Annotated in this window: 23 protein-coding genes; 9 read left to right on the forward strand and 14 right to left on the reverse strand. The window is 73.9% G+C overall.

What is annotated here, in order from left to right; genetic code table 11:
- Positions 1–90: 90 nt before the first annotated feature.
- Together ACGFZL_RS04550 and ACGFZL_RS04555 are read left to right on the forward strand one after the other, a co-directional pair.
- Entirely contained in the window at positions 91–1401 is a 1311-nt protein-coding gene (locus ACGFZL_RS04550) for a M18 family aminopeptidase (protein WP_393689190.1), read from the forward strand.
- 133 nt (positions 1402–1534) lie between these two features.
- A complete protein-coding gene (locus ACGFZL_RS04555) occupies positions 1535–1774 on the forward strand; it encodes a DUF6458 family protein (RefSeq protein WP_355168085.1) in 240 nt (79 codons plus the stop codon).
- Between the two features lie 21 nt (positions 1775–1795).
- Here the strand turns inward: ACGFZL_RS04555 and ACGFZL_RS04560 are convergent, their stop codons facing one another.
- Both ACGFZL_RS04560 and ACGFZL_RS04565 read right to left on the reverse strand, forming a co-directional pair.
- The gene (locus ACGFZL_RS04560; protein WP_393689193.1) at positions 1796–3640 is read right to left on the reverse strand and encodes an NHL domain-containing thioredoxin family protein; all 1845 of its coding nucleotides are present in this window, start codon (positions 3638–3640) and stop codon (positions 1796–1798) included.
- The gene (locus ACGFZL_RS04565) at positions 3637–4077 is read right to left on the reverse strand and encodes a cupin domain-containing protein (protein WP_393689195.1); all 441 of its coding nucleotides are present in this window, start codon (positions 4075–4077) and stop codon (positions 3637–3639) included. Before ACGFZL_RS04565 ends, ACGFZL_RS04560 begins: the two co-directional genes overlap by 4 nt.
- A 52-nt stretch (positions 4078–4129) precedes the next feature.
- Here ACGFZL_RS04565 and ACGFZL_RS04570 point away from each other — a divergent pair, with 52 nt between their 5' ends.
- Both ACGFZL_RS04570 and ACGFZL_RS04575 read left to right on the forward strand, forming a co-directional pair.
- Entirely contained in the window at positions 4130–5170 is a 1041-nt protein-coding gene (locus ACGFZL_RS04570; protein WP_393689197.1) for a helix-turn-helix domain-containing protein, read from the forward strand.
- Positions 5167–5691 (forward strand): LURP-one-related/scramblase family protein, encoded by a 525-nt coding sequence (locus ACGFZL_RS04575; RefSeq protein WP_393689199.1) that lies wholly within the window; start codon positions 5167–5169, stop codon positions 5689–5691. The genes ACGFZL_RS04570 and ACGFZL_RS04575 overlap by 4 nt, the downstream gene beginning before the upstream one ends.
- 20 nt (positions 5692–5711) lie before the next feature.
- On the opposite strand, the gene ACGFZL_RS04580 is transcribed toward ACGFZL_RS04575, so the two are convergent.
- Positions 5712–6509: a carbon-nitrogen family hydrolase gene (locus ACGFZL_RS04580; protein WP_355168095.1), complete on the reverse strand. Its 798-nt coding sequence runs from the start codon at positions 6507–6509 to the stop codon at positions 5712–5714.
- 157 nt (positions 6510–6666) lie between these two features.
- Between ACGFZL_RS04580 and ACGFZL_RS04585 the strand changes: the two genes are divergently transcribed.
- Positions 6667–7491 (forward strand): maleylpyruvate isomerase family mycothiol-dependent enzyme, encoded by an 825-nt coding sequence (locus tag ACGFZL_RS04585; RefSeq protein WP_393689201.1) that lies wholly within the window; start codon positions 6667–6669, stop codon positions 7489–7491.
- A gap of 13 nt (positions 7492–7504) precedes the next feature.
- Here the strand turns inward: ACGFZL_RS04585 and ACGFZL_RS04590 are convergent, their stop codons facing one another.
- Together ACGFZL_RS04590 and ACGFZL_RS04595 are read right to left on the reverse strand one after the other, a co-directional pair.
- Complete coding sequence (locus ACGFZL_RS04590; protein ID WP_355168099.1) at positions 7505–8815, reverse strand: MFS transporter; 1311 nt, start codon at positions 8813–8815, stop codon at positions 7505–7507.
- On the reverse strand, positions 8812–9462 hold the full coding sequence (locus ACGFZL_RS04595) for a GntR family transcriptional regulator (RefSeq protein WP_355168101.1): 651 nt from the start codon (positions 9460–9462) through the stop codon (positions 8812–8814). The genes ACGFZL_RS04590 and ACGFZL_RS04595 overlap by 4 nt, the downstream gene beginning before the upstream one ends.
- A 238-nt stretch (positions 9463–9700) precedes the next feature.
- On the opposite strand from ACGFZL_RS04595, the gene ACGFZL_RS04600 reads away from it, so the two are divergent.
- Entirely contained in the window at positions 9701–10603 is a 903-nt protein-coding gene (locus ACGFZL_RS04600; protein ID WP_393689205.1) for a D-alanyl-D-alanine carboxypeptidase family protein, read from the forward strand.
- A 74-nt stretch (positions 10604–10677) separates the two neighbouring features.
- On the opposite strand, the gene ACGFZL_RS04605 is transcribed toward ACGFZL_RS04600, so the two are convergent.
- The 3 genes from ACGFZL_RS04605 to pdhA are packed head-to-tail and all read right to left on the reverse strand — an operon-like array spanning position 10678 to position 14342.
- Positions 10678–12105, reverse strand: coding sequence for a dihydrolipoamide acetyltransferase family protein (locus ACGFZL_RS04605; protein WP_393689598.1), 1428 nt, complete (start codon positions 12103–12105; stop codon positions 10678–10680).
- Between the two features lie 19 nt (positions 12106–12124).
- On the reverse strand, positions 12125–13120 hold the full coding sequence (locus ACGFZL_RS04610) for an alpha-ketoacid dehydrogenase subunit beta (protein WP_355168107.1): 996 nt from the start codon (positions 13118–13120) through the stop codon (positions 12125–12127).
- 1 nt (position 13121) lies between these two features.
- The gene (gene pdhA, locus ACGFZL_RS04615) at positions 13122–14342 is read right to left on the reverse strand and encodes a pyruvate dehydrogenase (acetyl-transferring) E1 component subunit alpha (protein WP_393689207.1); all 1221 of its coding nucleotides are present in this window, start codon (positions 14340–14342) and stop codon (positions 13122–13124) included.
- A 325-nt stretch (positions 14343–14667) separates the two neighbouring features.
- On the opposite strand from pdhA, the gene ACGFZL_RS04620 reads away from it, so the two are divergent.
- Positions 14668–15327 (forward strand): response regulator transcription factor, encoded by a 660-nt coding sequence (locus ACGFZL_RS04620; protein ID WP_355168111.1) that lies wholly within the window; start codon positions 14668–14670, stop codon positions 15325–15327.
- Between the two features lie 71 nt (positions 15328–15398).
- Here the strand turns inward: ACGFZL_RS04620 and ACGFZL_RS04625 are convergent, their stop codons facing one another.
- Positions 15399–17036 carry a protein kinase domain-containing protein gene (locus ACGFZL_RS04625; RefSeq protein WP_393689210.1) on the reverse strand — a complete coding sequence of 546 codons (1638 nt, stop codon included), beginning with the start codon at positions 17034–17036 and terminating at the stop codon, positions 15399–15401.
- 337 nt (positions 17037–17373) lie between these two features.
- Here ACGFZL_RS04625 and ACGFZL_RS04630 point away from each other — a divergent pair, with 337 nt between their 5' ends.
- Complete coding sequence (locus ACGFZL_RS04630) at positions 17374–18987, forward strand: protein kinase domain-containing protein (RefSeq protein WP_393689212.1); 1614 nt, start codon at positions 17374–17376, stop codon at positions 18985–18987.
- A 94-nt stretch (positions 18988–19081) separates the two neighbouring features.
- Here the strand turns inward: ACGFZL_RS04630 and ACGFZL_RS04635 are convergent, their stop codons facing one another.
- Complete coding sequence (locus ACGFZL_RS04635) at positions 19082–19624, reverse strand: bacterial proteasome activator family protein (RefSeq protein ID WP_355168117.1); 543 nt, start codon at positions 19622–19624, stop codon at positions 19082–19084.
- A gap of 141 nt (positions 19625–19765) precedes the next feature.
- Between ACGFZL_RS04635 and ACGFZL_RS04640 the strand changes: the two genes are divergently transcribed.
- The gene (locus ACGFZL_RS04640; protein ID WP_393689214.1) at positions 19766–20530 is read left to right on the forward strand and encodes a hypothetical protein; all 765 of its coding nucleotides are present in this window, start codon (positions 19766–19768) and stop codon (positions 20528–20530) included.
- 44 nt (positions 20531–20574) lie between these two features.
- Here ACGFZL_RS04640 and ACGFZL_RS04645 read toward each other — a convergent pair whose 3' ends face one another.
- Genes ACGFZL_RS04645 through ACGFZL_RS04660 form a run of 4 tightly spaced genes read right to left on the reverse strand, consistent with a single transcriptional unit; the run spans position 20575 to position 24941 of the window.
- Positions 20575–21558: an NAD(P)H-quinone oxidoreductase gene (locus ACGFZL_RS04645; protein ID WP_393689216.1), complete on the reverse strand. Its 984-nt coding sequence runs from the start codon at positions 21556–21558 to the stop codon at positions 20575–20577.
- 28 nt (positions 21559–21586) lie between these two features.
- Complete coding sequence (locus ACGFZL_RS04650) at positions 21587–22684, reverse strand: potassium channel family protein (protein WP_355168123.1); 1098 nt, start codon at positions 22682–22684, stop codon at positions 21587–21589.
- The gene (locus tag ACGFZL_RS04655) at positions 22681–24051 is read right to left on the reverse strand and encodes a molybdopterin molybdotransferase MoeA (RefSeq protein WP_393689219.1); all 1371 of its coding nucleotides are present in this window, start codon (positions 24049–24051) and stop codon (positions 22681–22683) included. The genes ACGFZL_RS04650 and ACGFZL_RS04655 overlap by 4 nt, the downstream gene beginning before the upstream one ends.
- On the reverse strand, positions 24051–24941 hold the full coding sequence (locus ACGFZL_RS04660; protein ID WP_393689221.1) for an NTP transferase domain-containing protein: 891 nt from the start codon (positions 24939–24941) through the stop codon (positions 24051–24053). The genes ACGFZL_RS04655 and ACGFZL_RS04660 overlap by 1 nt, the downstream gene beginning before the upstream one ends.
- Between the last annotated feature and the right edge of the window lie 63 nt (positions 24942–25004).

Genomic DNA, 25004 nt, shown 5'->3' on the forward strand with positions numbered 1-25004 from the left:
GGGATCTCTGCACAGAGCCTCCACACCTCCACGAGGGCCCGCTCCCACCACGCCGGGAGCGGGTCCTCGTACGTCGTTAAGGTGAATGTCATGAGCCCCAAGAGCCCCCAGAGCGGAACCTCCCGTTTCGACCGCGGCCACACCGACGACCTGATGGCCTTCCTCGCCGCGAGCCCGACGCCGTACCACGCCGTGGCGAACGCCGCCGAGCGGCTGGAGAAGGCAGGGTTCCGGCAGGTCGCGGAGACCGACGCCTGGGACGGCACGAGCGGCGGCAGGTACGTGCTGCGCGGCGGCGCGATCATCGCCTGGTACGTGCCGGAGGGCGCCGGGGCGCACACCCCGTTCCGGATCGTCGGCGCGCACACCGACTCCCCCAACCTGCGGGTCAAGCCGCGCCCCGACGCCGGCGCGCACGGCTGGCGCCAGGTCGCCGTGGAGATCTACGGCGGCCCGCTGATGAACTCCTGGCTCGACCGCGACCTGGGCCTGGCCGGCCGGCTCTCGCTGCGCGACGGCTCGACCCGCCTGGTCAACGTGGACCGCCCGCTGCTGCGCGTGCCCCAGCTCGCCATCCACCTGGACCGCACCGTCTCCTCCGACGGCCTCAAGCTCGACAAGCAGCGCCACCTCCAGCCCGTCTGGGGCCTGGGCGACTCCGTCCGCGACGGCGACCTGATCGCCTTCCTGGCCGAGGAGGCCGGCCTGGCGGCGGACGAGGTCACCGGCTGGGACCTGATGACCCACTCCGTGGAGCCGCCGGCCTACCTCGGCCGCGACCGGGACCTGGTGGCCGGGCCCCGGATGGACAACCTGCTCTCGGTGCACGCCGGCACGGCCGCGCTGACCGCCGCCGCGGGCGCCGAGCCGCCGTACATCCCGGTGCTGGCCGCCTTCGACCACGAGGAGAACGGCTCCCAGTCCGACACCGGCGCCGACGGCCCGCTGCTCGGCGGCGTCCTGGAGCGCTCGGTGTTCGCGCGCGGCGGGTCGTACGAGGACCGGGCGCGGGCCTTCGCCGGCACCGTCTGCCTCTCCTCCGACACCGGCCACGCCGTGCACCCCAACTACGCCGAGCGGCACGACCCGACGCACCACCCGCGCGTCAACGGCGGCCCGATCCTCAAGGTCAACGTCAACAACCGCTACGCCACCGACGGTTCGGGGCGCGCGGTGTTCGCCGCCGCCTGCGAGCGGGCGGGCGTGCCCTTCCAGTCCTTCGTCTCCAACAACGCGATGCCCTGCGGCACGACGATCGGCCCGATCACCGCCGCCCGGCACGGCATCCGCACCGTCGACATCGGCGTGGCCATCCTCTCCATGCACAGCGCCCGCGAGCTGTGCGGCGCGGAGGACCCGCACCTGCTGGCGAACGCTCTGACGGCGTTCCTGACGGACTGACACCGAGGCATCGCAGGCAGAACACCCCCGCATCGCAGGGGTGTTCGGCATGCGCGCCCCCGCCGGGGGTACACGGTCGGCACCGGATCGCCGGGCAGGCCGGACCGACCGGACCTACAGGGAGGCGACGCACATGGGCCTCGGCGGATGCATCATCCTCATCGCCGTGGGAGCCATCCTCACGTTCGCGACCGACTTCGACATGCAGGGCGTCAACGTCCAGCTGGTCGGCGTCATCCTCATGGTCGTCGGCCTGATCGGTGTCGCCACGTTCAGCAGCATCGCCCGGCGCCGCCGCGTGATGGTGCCGCCGACCACGACGCAGGTCGTCGAGGAGCGGCGGGACGGCTACAGCGACGGCTACGGCGCCTGAGCCGACGGCCGGCCCCGGCCGTCAGCCCTCGTCCATCCCGGCCAGCACGAGCGGCAACCGGTCCGCGCCCTCCTCGGTGAGGCGGACCGGCACGCCCCAGTCCTGCTGGTGCACATGGCACGCCGGGTACTCGTTGGCGGGGTCGTCGTCGCAGGACGCGGCCATCGCCGAGACGTGCAGCACGCCCTCGGTGACCGCCGGGTCGAGGTCCAGGGTGCGGGTCAGGTCCGTCCCCGCGCCCGCGCCGGCGCGCAGCAGCTCCGGCGGGGTCGCCGACACCAGCAGCCGGGTCGACGGCCCGTAGCGGGTGTCCAGCTTCTGGCCCGCCGGGGCCTGGAAGACGACGTCGAGCCGCAGGGCGCCCGGCGCCACCTCGGTCGCCGCGCGCTGTGTGCGGTGGGCGACGGCGTCCACCCGTACCGCCTCCTCGGGCAGCCGCAGCCGGGTCAGCCGGTGCCGGGCCGACTCCACCACCACGATGTCGTCGCCGGCCAGCACCGCGCCGCTCGGCTCGCGCAGGTCGGTGGCGAGCGTCGTCACCTCGCCGGTCGCCGGGTCGTAGCGGCGCAGGGCGTGGTTGTAGGTGTCGCTGACCGCGACCGAGCCGTCCGGCAGGGCGGTCACGCCCAGCGGGTGCTGGAGCAGCGCCTGGCCGGCCGCGCCGTCCCGGTGCCCGAAGTCGAAGAGCCCGGTGCCCACGGCCGTGTGCACGGCGCCCTCGGCGTCCACCCAGCGCAGGGCGGAGGTCTCGGAGTCGGCCACCCACAGCCGCTCCCCGGCCGCCGCGAGCCCGGACGGCTGCGCGAACCACGCCTCGCCGCCCGGCCCGTCGACCAGCCCCTCGTTGGTGGTCCCGGCCGTCACCTCGACCGTCCCGGCCGCCGGGTCGTACGCCCACAGCTGGTGCACACCCGCCATGGCGACCCACACCCGGCCGCGCCACACGGCCACGTCCCACGGCGAGGACAGGCTGACCTCGCGGGCCGGGCCCGCCGTGGGCTCGCCCTGCATCCACTGCCGCCCGGTGCCGGCCAGCGTGCCGACCTCCCCGGAGGCGAGGTCGAGCCGCCGCAGCGCGTGGTTGACGGTGTCGGCGACGACGACCGATCCGTCGTCCAGCAGCGCGAGCCCCTGCGGCTCGCTGAACGCGGCGCCTTCGGCGGGCCCGTCCGCGAGGCCGCGCGCCCCCGACCCGATCCGCCGCACCACGCTCTCGCCGTCCTCGGCCAGCTCCACCAGCTGGTGCCGGGTGGTGTCGCTGACCAGGAAGTTCCCCGACGGCAGCGACAGCGCCCTGCCGGGGAAGCGCAGGGTCGTCGGCTCCGGCTCGGGCGCCACATAGGGCCCGTCGCCGCGCCGCAGCGTCCCCTTCGCCGCGTGCTCGGCCTCCAGCTCCTCCACCAGCGCCGCGATGGCGTGCGCGTGCCCCTCCCCGGCGTGCTGTGCGACGACGTAGCCCTCGGGGTCGATCACGACCAGCGTCGGCCAGGCCCGCACGGCGTACTGCTTCCAGGTGGCCAGCTCCGGGTCGTCGAGCACCGGGTGCTCCACCCCGTACCGCTCCACGGCGTCGACCACGGCCGCGTGCTCGGCCTCGTGCACGAACTTCGGCGAGTGCACACCGATGATCACCACGGTGTCCCGGTGCTTCTCCTCCAGCTCGCGCAGCTCGTCCAGGACGTGCAGGCAGTTGATGCAGCAGAAGGTCCAGAAATCCAGCACGACGATGCGTCCGCGCAGGTCGGCCAGGGTGTACTGCCGACCGCCGGTGTTCAGCCAGCCGCCCTTGCCGACCAGCTCGGGGGCGCGGACACGGGCACGGCGGGGCGCGGGGGCGGAGGCGGGCGCCTGGGCAGCGTCGTTCATCCCTCCAGCTTGCCACCCGCCTCCGACACCCGGTCCAGCGCCCGGCCCGTGGTCACGTCCACGTGATCGGGGACCTCCTCGTGGCGGTCGCCGACGGTGAGGGTGCCGGTCGGCTCGAAGAGGAGGAGGGCGGTCGGGGCGGGCGCGTGGGGCCGGTGGTACGTGCCGCGCGGGACGGTGAAGACCGAGCCCCTGGGCAGGACCACCGTGCGCTCCCCGGCCGACTCGCGCAGGCCGATGTGGAGTTCGCCGTCGAGGACGAGGAAGAACTCGTCGGTGTCGTCGTGGACGTGCCAGACGTGCTCGCCCTCCACCTTCGCCACGCGGACGTCGTAGTCGTTGACGGCCGCGACGATGCGGGGGCTCCAGTGGTCGGTGAAGGAGGCGAGGGCGTCGGCGAGGGCGAGGGGCTCGGTGGAGCGGCGGGTCTGCGTCATGCCCCGATCCTGGGCCTGGCCGGGGCCCTGGGGCGAGTGCTAGGAATCGTACATGCCGCAAGGATCCTCTCAGCGCCACCGCCCCGACCGCCCCGGCGACTCCGACCGCCCCGCCCGCCCCCACCGCGTCGCCGTCCTCGTGGACGAGGGCACCAACCCCTTCGAGGTCGGCTGCGCCACCGAGCTGTTCGGGCTGCCCCGGCCGGAGCTGGGCCCGGCGGGGCCGCGCTACGAGGTGACGCTGTGCGCGCCGGCGCCCGGGGTCCGGATGAACCACGGCTTCTTCGCGGTGGCCGGCCTGCCCGGCCTCGACGCCGCCGACACGGCGGACACGCTCGTCGTCCCCGGGCGGCCCGACAACGTCGTCCCGCGCGCCCCCGCGGTACTGGACTCCGTGCGCCGGGCGCACGCCCGGGGTGCCCGGATCGTCAGCCTGTGCACCGGGAGCTTCGCGCTCGCCGAGGCCGGGCTGCTCGACGGGCGGCGGGCCACCACGCACTGGATGTGGGCCGACACCTTCCGCCGGCTGCACCCGCGGGTGCGCCTGGAGCCGGACGTGCTGTTCGTCGACGAGGGCGAGATCCTCACCGCCGCCGGCAGCGCGGCCGCGCTCGACCTCGGGCTGCACATCTGGCGCCTGGACCACGGCGCCGAGACCGCGAACGCCGTCGCCCGGCGGCTGGTGTTCGCCGCGCACCGGGACGGCGGGCAGCGGCAGTTCGTGGAGCGGCCCGTCCCGGACGTCCCCGACGCGTCGCTCGGCCCCCTGCTGGCCTGGGCGCAGGAGCGCCTCGGCGAGCCGCTGGCGGTGGCGGACCTCGCGGCGCGCGCCGCGGTGTCCCCGGCCACCCTGCACCGCCGCTTCCGGACGCAGCTCGGCACCACGCCGCTCGCCTGGCTGACGGCCGAGCGCGTGACCCTGGCCCGGCGGCTGATCGAGCGCGGGGAGGACCGCCTGGACGTGGTGGCCGCGCGGTGCGGCCTCGGCACCGCGGCCAACCTGCGGGCCCGGCTGCGCCGCGAGACGGGGCTCAGCCCGACGGCCTACCGGCGGCGTTTCGGGGCGGGCGGCCGGGAAGCGATCACCGCATGAGATTCCTCGTGTACGACCGCCTCCTCGGTTTCGGTGACGACTACTGGATCGAGGACGACCGCGGCGAGAAGGTGTTCCTGGTCGACGGCAAGGCCATGCGGCTGCGGGACACCTGGGAGCTGAAGGACGCCCAGGGCCAGGTGCTGATCGACATCCACCAGAAGATGTTCGCGCTGCGCGACACCATGGTGATCGAGCGGGCCGGCGAGGCGCTGGCCACCATCCGGCGCAAGCGGCTCTCCCTGCTGCGCAACCACTACCGGGTGGTGCTGGCCGACGGTGTCGAACTGGACGTCAGCGGCAAGATCCTCGACCGGGAGTTCGCCGTCGAGTACGACGGTGAACTGCTCGCCGTGATCTCCCGCCGCCTGCTCACCCTGCGCGACACCTACGGCCTCGACGTCGTCCGCGACGACGCGGACCCGGCGCTGCTCATCGCCCTCGCGGTGTGCGTGATCCACCTCGCCGAGAAGGAGCGGGAGCGGCACGAGGGCCGGGAGGGCGACGACGGCGACGACTGAGCCCGTACCCAGGCCCCTGCTCAGCGGGGCGCGGGCGGCTCCAGGCCGAGCACGCGGTCCTTCAGCGCCGGGAACTGCTCCCGCGTGGCCGCCACCCGCGCCGGGTCGAACTCCACCGTGAGGACCTCCTCGCCCGCCCCGGCCGCGCCGAGCACCTCGCCCCAGGGGTCGACCACGATCGAGTGACCGGCCTGGGGAACCCCGGCGTGCGTCCCGGCCGTTCCGCAGGCGAGGACGAACGCCTGGTTCTCGACCGCGCGGGCCTGGGCGAGCAGCGTCCAGTGGGCGCGGCGGCGCTCCGGCCAGCCGGCCGGGACGACGAGGGTCTCGGCGCCGTGGTCGGCGAGGCCGCGGAAGAGCTCGGGGAAGCGGAGGTCGTAGCAGGTGGCGAGGCCGAGGGTGGTCTCCGGGAGGCGGGCCGTCACCAGCTCGCGGCCCGCGCCCATCAGGATGGCCTCGCCCTGGTCGAAGCCGAAGCGGTGGATCTTGCGGTAGGCGGCGGCCAGGTCGCCGGCGGGGGAGAAGAGGAGCGAGGTGTTGTACAGGGGGCCCTCAGGGTCACGCTCGGGGATCGAGCCCGCGTGCAGCCACACGCCCGCGTCGCTCGCCGCCTTGGCCATCGCCTCGTACGTCGGGCCCTCCAGCGGCTCGGCCTCGGCGGCGAAGTCGTCGAAGGCGAAGGCGCCGGTGGTCCACAGCTCGGGCAGCACGACGAGGTCGGCGCCCGCCTGCTCCCGTACCAGATCCGCCGCCCGCCCCCGACGCGCTTGGACCGCTTCGTCCGGGTTCACGGCGATCTGGATCAACGAGGCGCGCACACTACCACCGTCCTGGCATTCGAGCCGTCCACACGGGCCTACGATCGTCACACGAAAGCACTGCAGGGGTGCCGCACAGCAGCGTAACTTGGGGGACCTCCCACTGGCACCGCCGCCACCGCCCGCCCGTGTACCGACCGCCGAGGGGTCCCGTTCCGTGAGTCTGCATCCCACCCTCCAGCCCTACGCCGACGCCTGGACTCACTCCATCGAGGCGATATCCGAGCTGGTCCTGCCGCTGGCGGAGGCGGACTGGAACCGCCGCACCCCCTGCCCGGGCTGGTCGGTGCGGGACATCGTCTCCCATGTGATCGGCCTCGACTGCGAGATGCTGGGCGACCCCCGCCCCATCCACACCCTGCCCCGCGACCTGTACCACGTCACCAACGACCACCAGCGCTACACGGAGATGCAGGTCGACGTCCGCCGCCACCACACGGCGCCGGAGATGACCTCCGAGCTGGAGTACACGGTCATCCGCCGCAACCGCCAGCTGCGCAACGAGTCCCGCGACCCGGGCACCAAGGTGCGCGGCCCGTACGGCACCGAGCTGACGCTCGAGGAGTCCGTGCGCCGGCACGCCTTCGACGTGTGGGCGCACGAGCAGGACCTGCGCACCGCCCTCGGCCGCCCCGGGAACCTGGACTCCCCCGGCGCCTTCGTCGCCCGGGACGTGCTCCTGGACGAGCTGCCCCGGGTGGTCGCCGAGCGCGCGGAGGCGCCGCGCAGCTCGGCGGTGGTCTTCGACGTGCACGGGCCGGTGGAGTTCCTGCGCACCATCCGCGTCGACATCCAGGGCCGCGGCACCCTGGAGAGCACGCCGGCGCTCGGCCCGGCCGCCACGCTGACCCTGGACTGGGAGACGTACGTCCGCCTGGCCTGCGGCCGGGTCGCCCCGGACGCGGTCGCGGACCGGGTCAAGGCGGAGGGCGACCCGGATCTGACGGACGCGATCCTGCGGAACTTCGCGGTGACCAGGTAGGCGCTCTGCGGGGTCACACCGGCACGTGCACCGTCTCCACCCGGCTCGCCACCAGCCGCTCCCGCTCCCGGCGCACCGCCCGGCGCCGCAGGCGGAGGATCTGGCTCACGCCGAGCGCCTGGAGCACGAAGACGGACGAGAAGGCCACGGTGTAGTCGTCGCCGGTCGCGTCCAGGAGCACACCGACCGCGAGCAGCGTCGTCATCGAGGCGAGGAAGCCGCCCATGTTGGTGATGCCGGACGCGGTGCCCTGCCGCTCGGGCGGGTTGGCCGGGCGCGCGAAGTCGAAGCCGATCATCGAGGCCGGGCCGCACGCCCCGAGCACCGTGCACAGCACGACGAGCAGCCACAGCGGCGCGTGCTCCCCGGGGTAGGCGAGGGTGGCCGCCCACAGGACCGCCGTGACGGCGACCGTGCCGAGCGCCAGCGGAAGCCGCGCCGCGTGGTGCCGGGCGATGATCTGGCCGTAGACGAGGCCGACGGCCATGTTGGAGAGCACCACGAGGGTGAGCAGGTCGCCGGCGGCGGCCCGGGTGAGGCCCTGCGCCTCGACGAGGAACGGCAGGCCCCACAGGAGCAGGAACACCATCGCCGGGAACTGGGTGGTGAAGTGCACCCACAGGCCGAGCCGGGTGCCGGGCTCCCGCCAGGCCGCGGCGATCTGGCGCCGGACGTAGGCGGCGCCCCGGTGCGGCTGGGGCTCCGGCTCGTGGCCCTCGGGGTGGTCCTTGAGGAAGAGCAGCAGCAGGACGAAGACGACCGCGCCGGCCAGCGCGCTGCCCGCGAAGGCCGCCGTCCAGCCCAGGCCGTGCAGCAGCCGGGCGAGGACCAGCGTGGAGACCAGGTTGCCCGCCATGCCGACCAGGCCGGCCAGCTGCGCGACCAGCGGCCCGCGCCGGGCCGGGAACCAGCGGGTGCCGAGGCGCAGCACGCTGATGAAGGTCATCGCGTCGCCGCAGCCGAGCAGCGCCCGCGAGGCCAGCGCCGTGCCGTAGGTGGGGGAGAAGGCGAAGCCCAGCTGCCCCGCGGTGAACAGCACCACGCCGAGGCCCAGCACCTTCTTGGTGCCGAGCCGGTCGACCAGCAGGCCGACGGGTATCTGCATGCCGGCGTAGACCAGCAGCTGGAGGATGGAGAAGGTGGACAGCGCCGAGGCGTTGACGTGGAAGCGGTCGGCCGCGTCCAGGCCGGCCACGCCGAGGGACGTGCGGAAGATGACGGCGACGAAGTAGACGGCGACGCCGACGCCCCAGACGGCGACGGCTCTGCGCCCGCCGGGCGGATCGCCGGGCAGGGCGGGCGCGGCCGGTGCGGCGGCGGTCATCGGACCTCCCCCCGGGCCAGCTCGGAGAACCAGCCCACGTGCCGGTGGACGACGCCGACCGCCCGCTCCGCGTCCCCGGCGCGCAGCGCGTCGAGGATCTCCTCGTGCTCGGCGAGGGTCTTGGCGATCCGGTCGGGGTGGGAGTGCATGACGGCGACGCCCATCCGCAACTGCCGGTCGCGGAGCTGGTCGTAGAGGCGGGAGAGGATCTCGTTGCCGCCGCTGCGGACGATCTCGGCGTGGAAGCAGCGGTCGCTGACCGCGGCGCCGGCCAGGTCGCCGGCCTCGGCCTGCGCCCGCTGCCGGGCCAGCAGCCCCGCCAGGCGCTCGATCAGCCCGGCCGGCGGCGGCACGGCCTTGCGCGCCGCGTGCTCCTCGACCAGGAGGCGGGTCTCCACCACGTCCGCGATCTCCTGCGCGGAGACCGGCAGCACCAGGGCGCCCTTCTTCGGGTAGAGCCGGATCAGGCCCTCGACCTCCAGGCGCAGCAGCGCCTCGCGCACCGGCGTGCGCGACACGCCCACGGCCTCGGCCAGCTCGCCCTCGGTGAGCAGCGTGCCGCCCTCGTAGCGGCGCTCCAGGACGGCGCGCTTGACGTGCGTGTAGACGCGGTCGGCGGCGGGGGCTTGTTTCACGGCCAGGCTCATGCCCACAGGATAGATACAACAGGGACGCAAGAATCACGCCGTTCCAGCATGCGGACGAACGTCGGAGGCGTACCGACCCGGATCAGCGGCCACCCGTAAGAGGGGCCCTTTCGCATCCCAACTGTCGCAGGGGCAACCATTCGTGCTATCCACGAGTCGCACATACGCGGCCCGTACGGAACCGCCGGCCGCAACCGGCCGCGCCATAAGGGCATTTGAGACAATCGGGGTAGTCAACTTGATAAACGGCATTCAGGGCACCCGCTCCCGCATCCGCCGCGCCGTCGCCGTCACCGTGACCACGGGCGCCGTCCTCGCGACCGGGGCCCTCACCACGGTTCCCGCGCAGGCCGCCGCCGCGCCGTCCGTCGTCGCCAAGGGCGCCTACGCGATGAACAACTCCACCGGCACGTCGCTGTTCTCCAAGAAGGCGGACACCAAGCTGTCCACCGGCTCCACCACGAAGATCATGACCGCCAAGGTGGTCCTGGCGCAGCCCCATCTGAACCTGGACGCCAAGGTCACGGTGCAGATGGCGTACAGCGACTACATCGTGTCGAAGAACGCCTCGTCGGCCCGGCTGATCGTCGGCGACAAGGTGACCGTCCGTCAGCTGCTCTACGGCCTGATGCTGCCGTCCGGCTGCGACGCGGCCTACGCGCTGGCCGACAAGTTCGGCTCCGGCTCCACGCGCGCCGCCCGGGTGAAGTCCTTCATCGGCAAGATGAACTCCACCGCCAAGACCCTGGGCCTGAAGAACACGCACTTCGACTCGTTCGACGGCATCGGCCACGGCTCGAACTACTCGACGCCCCGCGACCTGACCAAGCTCGCGAGCAGCGCGATGAAGAGCTCCACCTTCCGCTCGATCGTCAAGACCAAGAAGTACACGGCGAAGACGACCACCAAGTCCGGCGGCACCCGCACCATGGCGGCCTGGACCAACACCAACACGCTGCTCGGCAGCTACAGCGGCGCGATCGGCGTCAAGACCGGCTCGGGCCCCGAGGCCAAGTACTGCCTGGTCTTCGCGGCCACCCGGGGCAGCAAGACCGTCATCGGCACGGTGCTGGCCTCCTCCTCGGTGAACCAGCGCGCCGCGGACGCCACGAAGATCCTGAACTACGGCTTCGCCCGGTAACACCCCGCACGGCACACGGAAGGGGCCCGTCGCACCGGCGACGGGCCCCTTCTCGTTGTCGTGTGCCAGGCGGCTCAGGACCAGGTGAACAGCCGCTTGGGCTGCTCCAGGACCGCGGCCACGTCCGCGAGGACCTTCGAGCCCAGCTCGCCGTCGACCAGGCGGTGGTCGAAGCTCAGCGCCAGCGTGGTGACCTGACGCGGCTTCACCTTGCCCTTGTGCACCCACGGCTGGAGCTTGATCGCGCCGACCGCGAGGATCGCCGACTCGCCCGGGTTCAGGATCGGGGTGCCGGTGTCGACGCCGAAGACGCCGACGTTGGTGATGGTCACCGTGCCGCCCTGCATGGCGCCCGGCGTGGTCCGGCCCTCGCGGGCCGTCGCCACCAGCTCGCCGAGGGACCCGGCCAGCTGCGGCAGCGTCTGCGCCTGGGCGTCCTTGATGTTGGGGACGATCAGGCCGCGCGGGGTGGCGGCGGCGATGCCCAGGTTGACGTAGTGCTTGACCACGATCTCCTGGTTCGCCTCGTCCCAGGAGGCGTTGACCTCCGGGTTGCGCCGGATCGCGGTCAGCAGGGCCTTGGAGATCAGCAGCAGCGGGTTGACCCGCAGGCCGGCGAACTCCTTGTCCTGCTTCAGCTCTTCGACAAGCCGCATCGTGCGTGTCACGTCGACCGTCACGAACTCCGTGACGTGCGGCGCGGTGAACGCCGAACCGACCATCGCCGCCGCCGTCGCCTTGCGCACGCCCTTGACCGGGACGCGGGTCTCGCGCGCGGTGTCGTACGAGGCGGGGGCGGCCGGGGCCTGCGCCGGGGCGGGCGCGGGGGTCTCGGCGGGGGCCGGCCGCGCGGACTCCGCCGCGGCCAGGGCCGCGTGCACGTCCTCGCGGGTGATGACGCCGTCGGGGCCCGAGGGCACCACCGTCGCCAGGTCGACGCCGAGGTCCTTCGCCAGCTTGCGCACCGGCGGCTTGGCCAGCGGGCGCTCCCGGACGGCCGGGGCGGCCCCGTGCCCGTTCAGCTCGGCCTGGATCGCGGCCGCGGCCGGCTCGGCGGGCTGGGCCGGGGCCGCCGCCGGGGTCTCGGCGCCCTTGCGGGGGCGGCGGCGGGTCGCGGAGGTGGACACCCCGTACCCGACGAGCACCGGCTGGCGGGCCGGCGCCTTCGCCTCCTCCGCCACCGGCTCCGCCTCGGCGGGGGCCTCCACGGCCTCCACGGCCTCCTGCACCGGCTCCGCCGCCGCGGTCGCGTCGCCGACGGCCACCGCGATGATCGAGGTGCCCACGTCGACCGTGGTGCCCTCGGGGAAGTGCAGCTCGCGGACCACCCCGTCGTACGGGATGGGCAGCTCGACCGCCGCCTTCGCGGTCTCGACCTCGCACACCACCTGGCCGTCGGTGACGGTGTCACCGGGCTGTACGTACCACTTGAGGATCTCGGCCTCGGTGAGGCCCTCGCCCACGTCGGGCATCTTGAACTCGCGCACGGACCCTGCCGTCATCGTCGTCACGACCCTCTCCTCAGTACGCCAGCGAGCGGTCGACGGCATCCAGCACCCGGTCCAGGTCGGGCAGGTACTCCTCCTCCAGGCGGGCCGGCGGGTACGGCGCGTGGTAGCCGCCGACCCGGAGCACCGGGGCCTCCAGGTGGTAGAAGCAGCGCTCCGTGATCCGGGCGGCGATCTCCGCGCCCGAGCCGAGGAACACCGGCGCCTCGTGCACCACGACCAGACGCCCGGTCTTCTCCACCGAGGACTGCACGGTGTCGAAGTCCAGCGGCGAGATCGAGCGCAGGTCGACGACCTCCAGGGAGCGGCCCTCCTCGGCCGCCGCGGCGGCGACCTCCTGGCAGAGCTTCACCATCGGGCCGTACGCCACCAGCGTCAGGTCGGTGCCCTCGCGGACCACGCTCGCGCGGTGCAGCGGGCCGGGGATCGCCTCGGTGTCGACCGGGGCCTTGTCCCAGTACCGCCGCTTGGGCTCGAAGTAGATCACCGGGTCGTCGCTCTGGATGGCCTGCTGCATCATCCAGTACGCGTCCGCCGCGTTCGACGGAGAGACCACCTTCAGGCCCGCCACGTGCGCGAAGAGCGCCTCGGGGGACTCGGAGTGGTGCTCGACCGCGCCGATGCCGCCGCCGTAGGGGATGCGGATGACGACCGGCATCTTGACCTTGCCGAGCGACCGGGCGTGCATCTTGGCCAGCTGGGTGACGATCTGGTCGTAGGCCGGGAAGACGAAGCCGTCGAACTGGATCTCCACCACCGGCCGGTACCCGCGCAGGGCGAGGCCGATGGCGGTGCCGACGATGCCGGACTCGGCGAGCGGGGTGTCGATGACCCGGTCCTCGCCGAAGTCCTTCTGGAGCCCGTCGGTGACCCGGAAGACGCCGCCGAGCTTGCCGACGTCCTCACCCATGATCAGGACCTTGGGGTCCTCCTCCAGGGCGCGGCGCAACGACTCGTTGATCGCCTTGGCCAGCGCCAGGGGCTTGCCCGTCACACTCTCCGCAGCCATCTCAGACCCCCTCGGCATCCGCGAACGACGCCTGGTAGGCGGCGAACTGGGCGCGCTCCTCGTCGACGAGCGCGTGCCCGTCCGCGTACGCGTTCTCGAAGATGGCGAAGCGGTCCGGGTCGGGCATGGCGCGGACCACCTCGCGCACTCGCCTGCCCAACGTCTCGCTCTCGGCCTCGAGTTCCGCGAAGAATCCCTCATCCGCGTGGTTCGCGGACTCCAGGTAGCGGCGCAGGCGCAGGATCGGGTCCTTCGCCTCCCAGGCCAGGCGCTCGTCGTCGTGCCGGTAGCGCGAGGGGTCGTCGGAGGTGGTGTGGGCGCCCATCCGGTAGGTGAACGCCTCGATCAGCGCCGGGCCCTCACCGCGCCGCGCCCGCTCCAGGGCCCAGCGGGTGACCGCGAGGGAGGCGAGGACGTCGTTGCCGTCGACCCGGACGCCGGGGAAGCCGAAGCCCTGGGCGCGCTGGTAGAGCGGCACGCGCGTCTGCTTCTCGTTGGACTCGGAGATCGCCCACTGGTTGTTCTGGCAGAAGAACACCACGGGCGCGTTGTAGACGGCGGCGAAGTTGAACGCCTCGCTGACGTCGCCCTGGCTGGAGGCGCCGTCGCCGAAGTAGGCGATGACGGCGGAGTCGGCGCCGTCCTTGGTGATGCCCATCGCGTAGCCCGTGGCGTGCAGCGCCTGGGAGCCGATCACGATGGTGTACAGGTGGAAGTTGTTGCTGTTGGGGTCCCAGCCGCCGTTGTTCACGCCGCGGAACATGCCGAGCAGGTTGGTCGGGTCCACCCCGCGGCACCAGGCGACGCCGTGCTCGCGGTAGGTCGGGAAGACGTAGTCGTCCTCGCGGGTGGCGCGGCCCGAGCCGATCTGGGCGGCCTCCTGGCCGAGCAGCGAGGCCCACAGGCCCAGCTCGCCCTGGCGCTGGAGCGCGGTGGCCTCGGCGTCGAAGCGCCGGGTGAGCACCATGTCGCGGTACAGGCCGCGCAGCTCCTCGGCGGTGATGCCGGCGACGTACTGGGCGTACTCCGCGTGCGCCGCGTCCTCGACGCGCTCGCCCTCGGGGGTCAGCAGCTGCACCAGCTCCGGTTCGGCGCCCTTGCGGGCCGCGGTGCGGGTGGTGCGCTTGGCGCCGGTGGTGCCGGCCTTGCCGGCGGCTTCGCCGGCCGCCTTGCTCCCGGCGCTGCGTCGCGGCTTGCGCGCGGCAGTGCTCTCCACGGTCACGTGTGCTCCTCCGTCGGTCCGGCCCCCGGGTTCGCCGGAAGGCCAGTGCGGCTCACCTGCGGCCCGGTGGTCGCACAAGGGGTGGGTGCGGCCCGGTCGGGGGCAGGCGTGACAGGTGCCCCGGCGAGCGCCCTGCGAACAGCACGTTACCCAGTGCTCCACATTTCTGTGAAACCCCTCCTGACCTGCATTTTTACTTGGGTTTCCAAGTAAATCCGCCAAGTCCGGAACAGTCACTGGTCACAGCGTCGCAGGGGGCCGGAACAACGGCACGTTATCCCGGCCACCCCGGGCACGGGAAGAGCCGGTGTGTGACACTGACCTCGTGCGCGAAGACGGACATATCCGGGTATTCCTCCTGGACGACCACGAGGTCGTCCGCCGCGGCGTGCACGATCTGCTCTCCGCGGAGGACGGCATCGAGGTGGTCGGCGAGGCCGGCACGGCGGCCGAGGCGCTGGCCCGGGTGCCGGCCGCCCGCCCCGACGTCGCGGTGCTCGACGTGCGGCTGCCGGACGGCAGCGGCGTCGAGGTGTGCCGCGAGATCCGCTCCCGGGACGAGTCGGTGCGCTGCCTGATGCTGACCTCGTTCGCCGACGACGAGGCGCTGTTCGACGCGATCATGGCGGGGGCCGCCGGCTACGTCCTCAAGGACATCCGGGGCGCCGAGCTGATCGCCGCGGTGCGGGACGTGGCGGCCGGGCGGTCGCTGCTGGACCCGGCGGCCACCGCGCGCGTCCTGGAGCGGCTGCGCGACGGGGAGAACCGGGGCGGCGACGAGCGCCTGGGCCGCCTCACCGAGCAGGAGCGCCGCATCCTGGAGCTGATCGGCGAGGGCCTGACCAACCGGGCGATCGGCGAGCGGCTGCACCTCGCCGAGAAGACGATCAAGAACTACGTCTCCAGCCTGCTGGCCAAGCTGGGCATGCAGCGGCGCTCCCAGGCCGCCGCGTACGTGGCGCGGATGCAGGCCGAGCGGCGCTGAGCGCGGGCCGCGCGGGGGCTCCGCCGGGCTCCGCTCGGTTCAGCGGGGGTTCCGCTCGGGTTCAGCGGGGCTCAGCCGCCCGCCGCCGGGTCGGCCGTGCTGCCGCCGCTCTCCCCGCCGTCGCCGGCCCCGGCGTCGCCGCCGTTCCCGCCGTTGTCGCCGCCGCCGGGGTCCTCCGTCGGCGTGGACGGGGCGGTCGGCTCCGTGGTCGGCTCGTCCGTCGGCCCGCCCGGGTCGGTGGGCTCGCCGGTGGGGTCGCCGGTGGGGTCGTCGCTCGTGCTCTCCGAGGGCGTCCAGGAGGGCTTCCGGGTGGGCTGCCGGTCGTCGCCGCCGCCGGTGCCCCCGCCGCCGGTGTTCTGGTCGGTGCCCGGGTCGCGGCTCTGCTCGGTGGCCTCGTCGCTGGGCTTCTTGCTGGGCCGCTGGTCCTCTTCGGCGGTCTGCGAGGAGGTCGGCGTCGGGCTCTTGTCGGTCTTGCCGCCGCCCCCGTCGCCACCCGCGTTGTTCAGGGCGAAGGCGACGCCCGCGACGACGGCGATCACCGCGAGGACCGCCACGATCCACATCTTGCCGCGGCCGCCGCCCTTGTTGCCGTGGCCCTCGAAGCCGCCGTCGTCCCCGCCGCCGTAGCCGGCCGGCAGGATCGGCTGCGGGATCTGCGCGGTGCCCGCGCCGTGCTCGGAGTGCGGCAGCACGGTGGTGCCGGCCAGGCCGCCCGCGGGGGTGTTCCGGCCGTCGGACGGGGCGACCGGGCCGGTGTTCCAGGTGCCGGTGTGGCCGCCCTGCTCGTAGAGCATCTGCAGGCCGTACTGGACCAGGCCGCGCATCTCCTCGGCGGTCTGGAAGCGGTCGTCGGGCTCCTTGGCCAGCGAGCGCATGACCAGGCCGTCCAGCTCCGGCGGGACCGCGCCGGAGACCTCGGAGGGCGGCGTCGGGATGTCCTGGACGTGCTGGTAGACCACCGACAGCGGGGTCTCACCGGTGAACGGCGGGCGCAGCGCGAGCAGCTCGTAGAGCAGGCAGCCGGTGGCGTACAGGTCGGAGCGGTGGTCGACGGCCTTGCCGAGCGCCTGCTCGGGGGAGAGGTACTGCGGGGTGCCCATGACCATGCCGGTCTGCGTCATCGTGGTCGACGCGCCGTGCAGGGCGCGGGCGATGCCGAAGTCCATCACCTTCACCGCGCCGGTGTTCGTGATGATCACGTTGGCGGGCTTGATGTCGCGGTGCACGATGCCGTGCTGGTGGGAGTAGGCGAGCGCCTCCAGGACCCCGGAGACGATGATCAGCGCCTGCTCGGGCCCCGGCGCCTCCGCGTTGAGCAGGAGGTCGCGGATGGTGCGGCCCTCCACGATCTCCATCACGATGTACGGCACGGACTGGCCGCCGACGAAGTCCTCGCCGGAGTCGTACACGGCGACGATGGCGTGGTGGTTGAGGCCGGCCACCGACTGGGCCTCGCGCGTGAAGCGGGCCTTGGAGACCGGGTCCTCGGCGAGGTCGGCACGGAGCAGCTTGACCGCCACGGTGCGGCCGAGGCGCACGTCCTCGGCGGCGAACACCTCGGCCATGCCGCCCCGCCCGAGCCTGCGGGTCAGCCGGTACCGGCCGTCGCCGACCAGGCCGCCGTTGCCCCAGATCTCCGGCGTGTCAGACATTCCGCCGCCGTTCGCCTCGGGATCGGACGGGCCCTGGGCATGCTGCTGCTGTGCCATCAGTCCTCGCCGTCGTTTCTGCCCGCGGGTGCGCGGTGTTGTCACGGTCTCCGTCGGCCCACGCTACAGGCTCCGCGCAAACCCCCGGTCCGGGAAGAGGTCGGCCGGTACCGGTACGGGACGGACCGGTCATGAAACCCTGGTTCCGCGGGGTCGTGCAAATTCCGTGCACCCGCTACGAGCCCGCTGTAACGCTTCCGCGACGCTTCTTTCTCGTACGGTCACGGAACGGGCACCGCGCTTGACGTGGCAGGGCCCTGCGGCAGACTTGGCGGGAATCGCACTTTCGATCAACACGCGCGCGCCGCTGCCACCGGCGCCTACGGGGGACGCAGAGATGAGCCAGGACGCCGGACAGGGCCGGGCCGGACAGGGCCGGTACGCGGGGCGGGCGCTCGCCGGCGGCCGCTACCAGCTGCGCGACTTGCTCGGCGAGGGCGGCATGGCCTCGGTGCACCTGGCCTACGACTCGGTCCTCGACCGCCAGGTCGCGATCAAGACGCTCCACACCGAGCTGGGCCGCGAACAGGCCTTCCGCGAGCGCTTCCGCCGCGAGGCGCAGGCGGTGGCCAAGCTCACGCACACCAACATCGTCTCCGTCTTCGACACCGGCGAGGACGACCTGGGGGGCCTCACCACCCCCTACATCGTCATGGAGTACGTGGAGGGCCGCCCGCTCGGCTCGGTGCTCGACGCGGACGTGCGGCAGTACGGCGCGATGCCCGCCGACAAGGCGCTGAAGATCACCGCCGACGTGCTGGCCGCCCTGGAGATCAGCCACGAGATGGGCCTGGTCCACCGGGACATCAAGCCGGGCAACGTGATGATGACCAAGCGCGGCGTGGTCAAGGTGATGGACTTCGGCATCGCCCGCGCCATGCAGTCCGGCGTCACCTCGATGACGCAGACCGGCATGGTCGTCGGCACCCCGCAGTACCTCTCCCCCGAGCAGGCCCTCGGCCGCGGCGTGGACGCCCGCTCCGACCTGTACTCGGTCGGCATCATGCTGTTCCAGCTGGTGACCGGGCGGCTGCCGTTCGACGCGGACTCGCCGCTGGCCATCGCCTACGCGCACGTGCAGGAGGAGCCGGTGGCGCCCTCCTCGGTGAACCGGGCGCTGCCGCCGGCCGTGGACGCGCTGGTGGCCCGCGCGCTGAAGAAGAACCCGAACGAGCGCTTCCCCAGCGCCGAGGCCATGCGCGACGAGTGCCTGCGGGTGGCGTCCTCCTTCCACGCGACGCCGCCGAGCATCGTCCCCGGCGCCGCCGCGGCGAGCGGCGCGGGCGTCGGCTCCGAGGTGTTCCCGCCGGTCGACCAGAGCGCCCCGGCGCCGACCGGGCCGGTCCAGACGCCCTACCAGCCGGTCCCGCCGCACACCCCGAACCCGTACGGCACCCCGACGCCGGCGCCGTCCTACGGCTACCCGCAGCAGGGCGGCTACCCGGCGCCGACCGCGTCGTCCTACGGCCCGGCCCCCGCGAGCGGGGGGCGGCGGAGCAACAAGGGCGTGATCATCGGGTCGGCCGTGGTCGCCGTGCTGGCCGCCGGCGGGCTGATCGCCGCGCTGCTGATGAACGGCGGTGACGACGACGCCAAGGGCGGGGGCGGCACCGCGAGCGGCTCGGCGTCGGCGTCCGCGTCGACGAAGGCGGCGGGCCACCGCGGTCCCGACAAGTCGCGGACGATCGAGACGGACCAGTGCACCGAGCCGGAGGAGTCGTACAACGACCCCGACAAGGTGAAGGTCCCGAACTTCCAGTTCAAGTACATCGGCTCGGTGCAGGAGTGCTTCAACGCGGCGGGCTGGTCGCTGAAGCGGGTCCCGGTGGACGAGAACACCTACGGCGAGGGGGCGGTCATGGAGCAGTTCCCGATCGCCGGGACGGACGTCGACCCCGAGAACATGCCGGAGATCCAGCTCAAGGTCTCGACGGGCAACCCGCCGTCCTGACCGGCGCTCCCGCTCGTGGCGAAGGGCCCCTCGCGGGGCCCTTCGTCGTCAACGGGTCGCCTGCCTGGACTGCCTGGTCGCCTGCCTGGACCGCCTAGAGGTAGGGGCCGCCCGAGTGCGGGCCCGGGTGCGGCTCCTCGCCGTCGGGGACGGCGCCCGGCGGAAGCGCGCGGCGCATCTGCTCCAGCTGGGCCCGCGCGGCCATCTGCTGGGCGAACAACGTGGTCTGGATGCCGTGGAACAGGCCCTCCAGCCAGCCGACCAGCTGCGCCTGGGCGATCCGCAGCTCGGCGTCGGTCGGGGTCGCGTCGTCGGTGAAGGGCAGGGAGAGCCGCTCCAGCTCCTCGACCAGCTCGGGGGCGAGGCCGTCCTCCAGCTCCTTCACGGAACTGGCGTGGATCTCCTTGAGCCGGGCCCGGCTCGCCTCGTCCAGCGGCGCGACCCGGACCTCCTCGAGCAGCTGCTTGATCATGCTGCCGATCCGCATCACCTTGGCCGGCTGCTCGACCTGCTCGGTCACCGGGATCTCCCGGGGGTCGTCGTCCCCGCCACCACCGCCGCCGAGCGCCATGCCGTCCTGGCCGACGACCAGGATCTGGGGGTTCTCCGGCGACCTGTCGTTCCTCGGCATCTCCATACGCCCATTCTCGCGCACGGGCCCGGGGGACGGCCCCGGCGGGGGGCGGTCGCGGACGGGAGCGCCCGGAATGCCGGAAGCGCCGGAAAGTGTGAGGATCGTCCCACTGAAGTGTGCGATCACCGGGAGGGGGTCACGGCCGTGACTCCAAGGCTGGGCGTGCTGCGGGCGGCGGCACTGGCGGGAGCGGTGTCGGGGGTGCTGGCGACGGTGCCGGCGGCAGCGGCGGGGATGCCCGGGGCGGCTGCGGCGGCCACGGCGGCTACAGGACCGGCTGGTTGGGGCCACGCCCGGCCCCCGGGCCCCTCGGCGTCGGCGGCGGCCCCGACCCGGGAGGCGGCGCACGGCCGCGACGACCGCCCCGACCGCGACGACCACGGCCGCGACGACGAGGCCGAGGACGGGGACGAGGACGCCCGGGAGGACCAGCACGGCCGGGGCGACGAGGGCCCCGACGAGCCGACGGCGGACGACACCGCCACGGACGGCGCGGACGCCGACCCCACCGGGCGCCCCACGGCCTCCGGCACCCCGCAGGACCCGTCCGCCTCCCCCGCCGCCGTCCCGGCGACCGAGCAGGACGAGGAGCCCGCGCGGGCGGGCAGCAGGGCGGGCGAGGGCCGGCGCCACCCCGGACGGCACGAGGGGCGGGACCGGGACGCCGGGGACGTCCGGGAGTACGTCGGCGACACCCGGGACGACGACGGGGACGCGCCCGCCGCCGTGCCCACCCGGACGGCGCCCGCGGAGCCCACGCCGACGCCCCCGCGCCCCCGCCAGCAGACCGCGGCCCGCACCGCCGAGGCGCCCGTCGAGCCGCTCTTCCCGATCCTCCCCGTCGGCACCGGCCTGCTGCTCATCGGCCTCGGCCTGGGCCTGGTGGGGGTCCGGCTGCGGCGGGGGTAGCAGCGGGGTGACGGAAGGGGTAGCAGCGGGGTGACGGCGGGGGTCTACGCCCCCGTCACCAGCAGCACCTTCCCGATGTGCCCGCTCTCCTCCACCACCCGGTGCCCGGTGGCCGCGTCGCGCATCGGCAGCTCCCGGTCGATGACCGGGCGGATGTGGCCGCCGGCCAGCAGCGGCCAGACGTGTTCGCGGACGGCCGCCACGATGGCCGCCTTCTCCTCCGCCGGACGCGCCCGCAGCGAGGTCGCGCTGACCGCGCCGCGCTTGGCGAGCAGCTTGCCGAGGTCCAGCTCGCCCTTCCGGCCGCCCTGCATGCCGATGACGGAGAGCCGGCCGTTGACGGCGAGGGTGTCGACGTTGCGGTCCAGGTACTTCGCCCCCATGTTGTCGAGGATGACGTCGGCGCCCGCACCGCCGGTCGCCTCCTTCACCTCGGCGACGAAGTCCTGCTCCCGGTAGTTGACCAGGATGTCGGCGCCCAGCTCGGCGCAGCGCTCCAGCTTCTCCTTGCTGCCCGCCGTCACGGCGACCTTCGCGCCGACCGCCTTGGCCAGCTGGATCGCCATGGTGCCGATGCCGCTGGACCCGCCGTGCACGAGCAGCGTCTCGCCCGGCCGCAGCTGGGAGACCATGAAGACGTTCGACCACACCGTGCAGACCACCTCGGGCAGCGCCGCGGCCTCCTTCAGGCCCACGCCCTCGGGCACGGGCAGCAGCTGCCCGGCCGGCACGACGACCTTCTCGGCGTAGCCGCCGCCGGAGAGCAGCGCGCACAACTCGTCGCCGACGGACCACCCGGACACCCCGGTCCCGACTGCGGCGACCCGCCCCGAGCACTCCAGGCCCGGGTAGGCGGAGGCGCCGGGCGGGGGGTCGTAGAAGCCCTGGCGCTGCATGATGTCGGCCCGGTTGACGGCGCTTGCCGTCACCTCGACCAGGACCTCGCCCTCGCCGGGCTCCGGGTCGGGCACCTCGGACCAGGCCAGTACCTCGGGGCCACCGGGTTCGGAAATCGTGATCGCATGCATGAGGCCGACGCTACTCTTCGCCGCCGGGTCAGTCGCGGGGCAGCGCGCGGGCGTCGGGGGCGACCTGGCTGCCCGGAGTGATCCGCACGATGGTGATCAGGCGGTCCGTCAGTTGCAGCGCCCCGACCGCCGGGTCGTCGTAGCCGAGCACCCGGTGACCGCGCAGCACGCTCACCACCAGGTCGTCCGTCTCGCGCGGCTTGCGGCCCACCTCGGCCTTTATGACCGGCCGTTCCACCAGGTCGAGGCCGCTGCCCTGGCTGATCAGGTCCTCCATGACCATGCCGGCGGCGGGACTGAGCACGGACAGACCGAGCAGCCGGCCGGCCGCGCTGGCGCTGGTGATCACCGCGTCCGCGCCGGACTGCTTGAGCAGCGGCGCGTTCTCCTCCTCGCGGACCGCGACCACGATCTTGGCGTTGCGGTTGAGCTGGCGGGCCGTCAGCGTGACCAGGACGGCGGTGTCGTCGCGCTGGGTGGCGATGATGACCTGCTTCGCCCGGAACAGCTCGGCCCGGTTGAGCACGTCGCTGCGGGTCGCGTCCCCTATCACCCCGGCGTATCCGTGCGCCGTCGCGGCCTCGATGGCCTTGCCGCTCGGGTCCACCACGACCACCTGCTCCTTGCGCAGGCCCGTCGTGCAGACGGTCTCGATCGCGGACCGCCCCTTGGTGCCGAAGCCGACGACGACGGTGTGATCGCGCAAGGTGGACCTCCAGCGGTTCAGGCGCCATTCCTCCCGAGTGCGCTCGGTGAGGGCTTCCAGCGTGGTGCCGACCAGGATGATCAGGAACAGCACGCGCAGGGGCGTGATGAGGAAGATGTTGGTGAGCCGGGCGGCGTCACTGACGGGGGCGATGTCGCCGTATCCGGTGGTGGAGAGGGTGACCGTGGCGTAGTAGAAGGCGTCGAGGAGGTCGACGGACTGGTCCGAGTTGTCGCTGTAGCCGTCGTGGTCGACGTAGACGATCAACGCGGTGGCCACCAGGACCACGAGCGCCAGGGAGAGCCGCTTGCCCACCTGACGGATCGGGTGCTCCACCAAGCGGCGCGGCAGCTTCACCTTGTGGGTCACCAGATGCTCGTCCGCCTGTCGGGCGATGGCGTCATGGCCCGGAAGTTTCACGTGAAACACACTCCGATTCCCCCGCTCGCCCAGGGCAGGTCGAGCAACTCCGTCTCCTGCGCCGCGCCCACCCCGCCGGGCGGCACCACGGCCAGCGCGTCGGCCGCCGCCACCCCGCGCAGCATGGCCGGCCCGCTGTAGCGCAGCGGCACCGCGTCCTCGTCGCGCAGCACCACCGGCACCAGCCGGGTGTCGTACGGATGCCCCGACACGGCCTCCCGCAACGGCAGCGCGTACGGCTCCGGCGCCGGGCGGGCGGCCAGGGTGCGCAGCAGCGGCTCGGCGAGCGTGAGCAGGCCGGAGACCGCGGCCAGCGGATTGCCGGGCAGCCCGACCAGGTGCCGGCCGTCCCCGATCCGGGCCAGCAGCATGGGGTGGCCGGGGCGGACCTTGACGCCGTCCACCAGCAGCTCGGCGCCGAGCCGGTCGAGGACCGGGTGGACGTGGTCGACTGGGCCCGCGGCGGTGCCGCCGGTGGTGACGATCAGGTCGGCGGCGGAGTCGGCGACCGCCCGGTGCAGCGCCTCGGCGTCGTCCCCGATCCGCCGGACGGCGAGCACCTCGGCGCCCAGGGCGCGCAGCCAGGGCGGCAGCATCGGGCCGAGGGCGTCCCGGATGCGGCCCTCGCGCGGCAGGCCCTCGGTGAGCAGCTCGTCGCCGAGCACCAGCAGCTCGACGCGGGGGCGGGGGACGGCGGTGACGGTGTCGTACCCGGCCGCCGCGGCGAGGCCGAGGACGGCCGGCGTCACCAGGGTGCCGACGGGCAGCAACTGGTCGCCGCCGCGGCACTCCTGGCCACGCGGGCGGATGTCCTGGCCGTGCGCGACCTCGCGGGTGGCGTGCAGCCGGCCGGCGGCGTCGGTGCGGCCGTGCTCGCTGCGCAGGACGGCGGTGGTGTCCCGGGGGACGCGGGCGCCGGTGGCGATGCGCAGGGCCTCGCCGTCGGTGAGGGGGGCGGGCTCGGCGTGGCCGGCCAGGGCGCCTTCCGCGCGGACCGTCCAGGGGCCGGGTCCGGCGACCGCCCAGCCGTCCATCGCCGAGGTGTCGAAGGACGGCAGGTCGGTGAGGGCGGTGAGCGGGGCGGCCAGGGTGAGGCCGAGGGCCGCGTCCAGGGGCACGGAGAGCGGGGCTCGGCGGGCGGCCCTCGCCTGGGCGCGGGCGGCGCGCTCGGCGACCGACCGGGCGGCGTGCCACTCGGTGGCGCGATGGTGCTCGGTGCCCTTCGCGGAGTCGCCGGTCGGGCGGGTGGGCTGCGGGGCGTGCGAGGGCGGCGTCGGGCCGGGGTTCTCCTTCACCAGGGCGAGCGCCTCCTCGATGCCGAGGTCGTCCTCGGCCTCCTCGCCTGCCCGGGTGCGGAAGGCGGTCATCAGGCGTCCGGGGAGCTGTCGGGGGCGGTGCCGGGCTCGGCGTTCTCCGCCGCCCAGCGCGCGGCGAGGCCGACGGCCTTGCGCGCGGCCTCGGCGACCGCCTCGGGGCCGCCGCCTGCGTGGGCCGCCGCGTAGCCGACGAGGAAGGTGGTCAGCGGGGCCGCGGGCCTGGCCACCCCGTGGGCGGCGTCCCGGGCGAGGTCGAGCAGCACCTTGGTGTCGACGTCGAGGTCGATGCCCAGCTCGTCCTTGGCAGCGGAGATCCATTCATCCAACACGTGCCCATGCTCCCTGATGCGCGCCCGTGCCGTGGCGATGTCCTCCCAGGTGTCGCAGTCGAAGGAGGCGAGGGCGTCGGGGACCCGGTCGAGCCGCAGGGCGCCGGTCAGCCGGCGCAGGGGCAGCCCGGACAGCTCCGGCGGCTCGGCTCGCCCCGGGGCGAGCGCGGCCAGGGCGCGGCGCAGCGCGGCCGTCCGGTAGGCGGCGACGAGGGGCTGGTCGCGGCCGTCCGCGTCGCTGAGCAGCACGCCGTCGGCGTCGCCCGCCGCGAGCGCCGACAGGAGCCGGCCGACGGTCGGGGCGCCGAGGAAGGGCAGGTCGGCGGAGAGCACCACGGCGTGCTCCGCCGTGACGTGCCGCAGCCCGGCGGCCAGCGCCGGCAGCGGTCCGCCGCCGGGAGGCTCCTCGCGCGCCCAGGTCACCGGCCGCGCGGTGGGCCGGGGATCGGCGACGACGACCGTGCTCCCCGCCCCGGCGCAGGCGGCCAGCACCCGGTCGAGCAGCGCGCGCCCGCCGACCCTGAGGCCCGGCTTGTCCACGCCGCCCAGCCGGCGGGCGGCCCCGCCGGCGAGCACGACGGCGTCGTAGGCGGGTGGCTCGTCGGTCGTCACCCCCCGAGTATGCGGGCCCCGGCGATCACAGGGAACGGTGATCGCACGGGACGTACCGGGGGA

It is taken from the genome of Streptomyces sp. NPDC048182 (assembly GCF_043202555.1).
GTDB lineage: Bacteria > Actinomycetota > Actinomycetes > Streptomycetales > Streptomycetaceae > Streptomyces.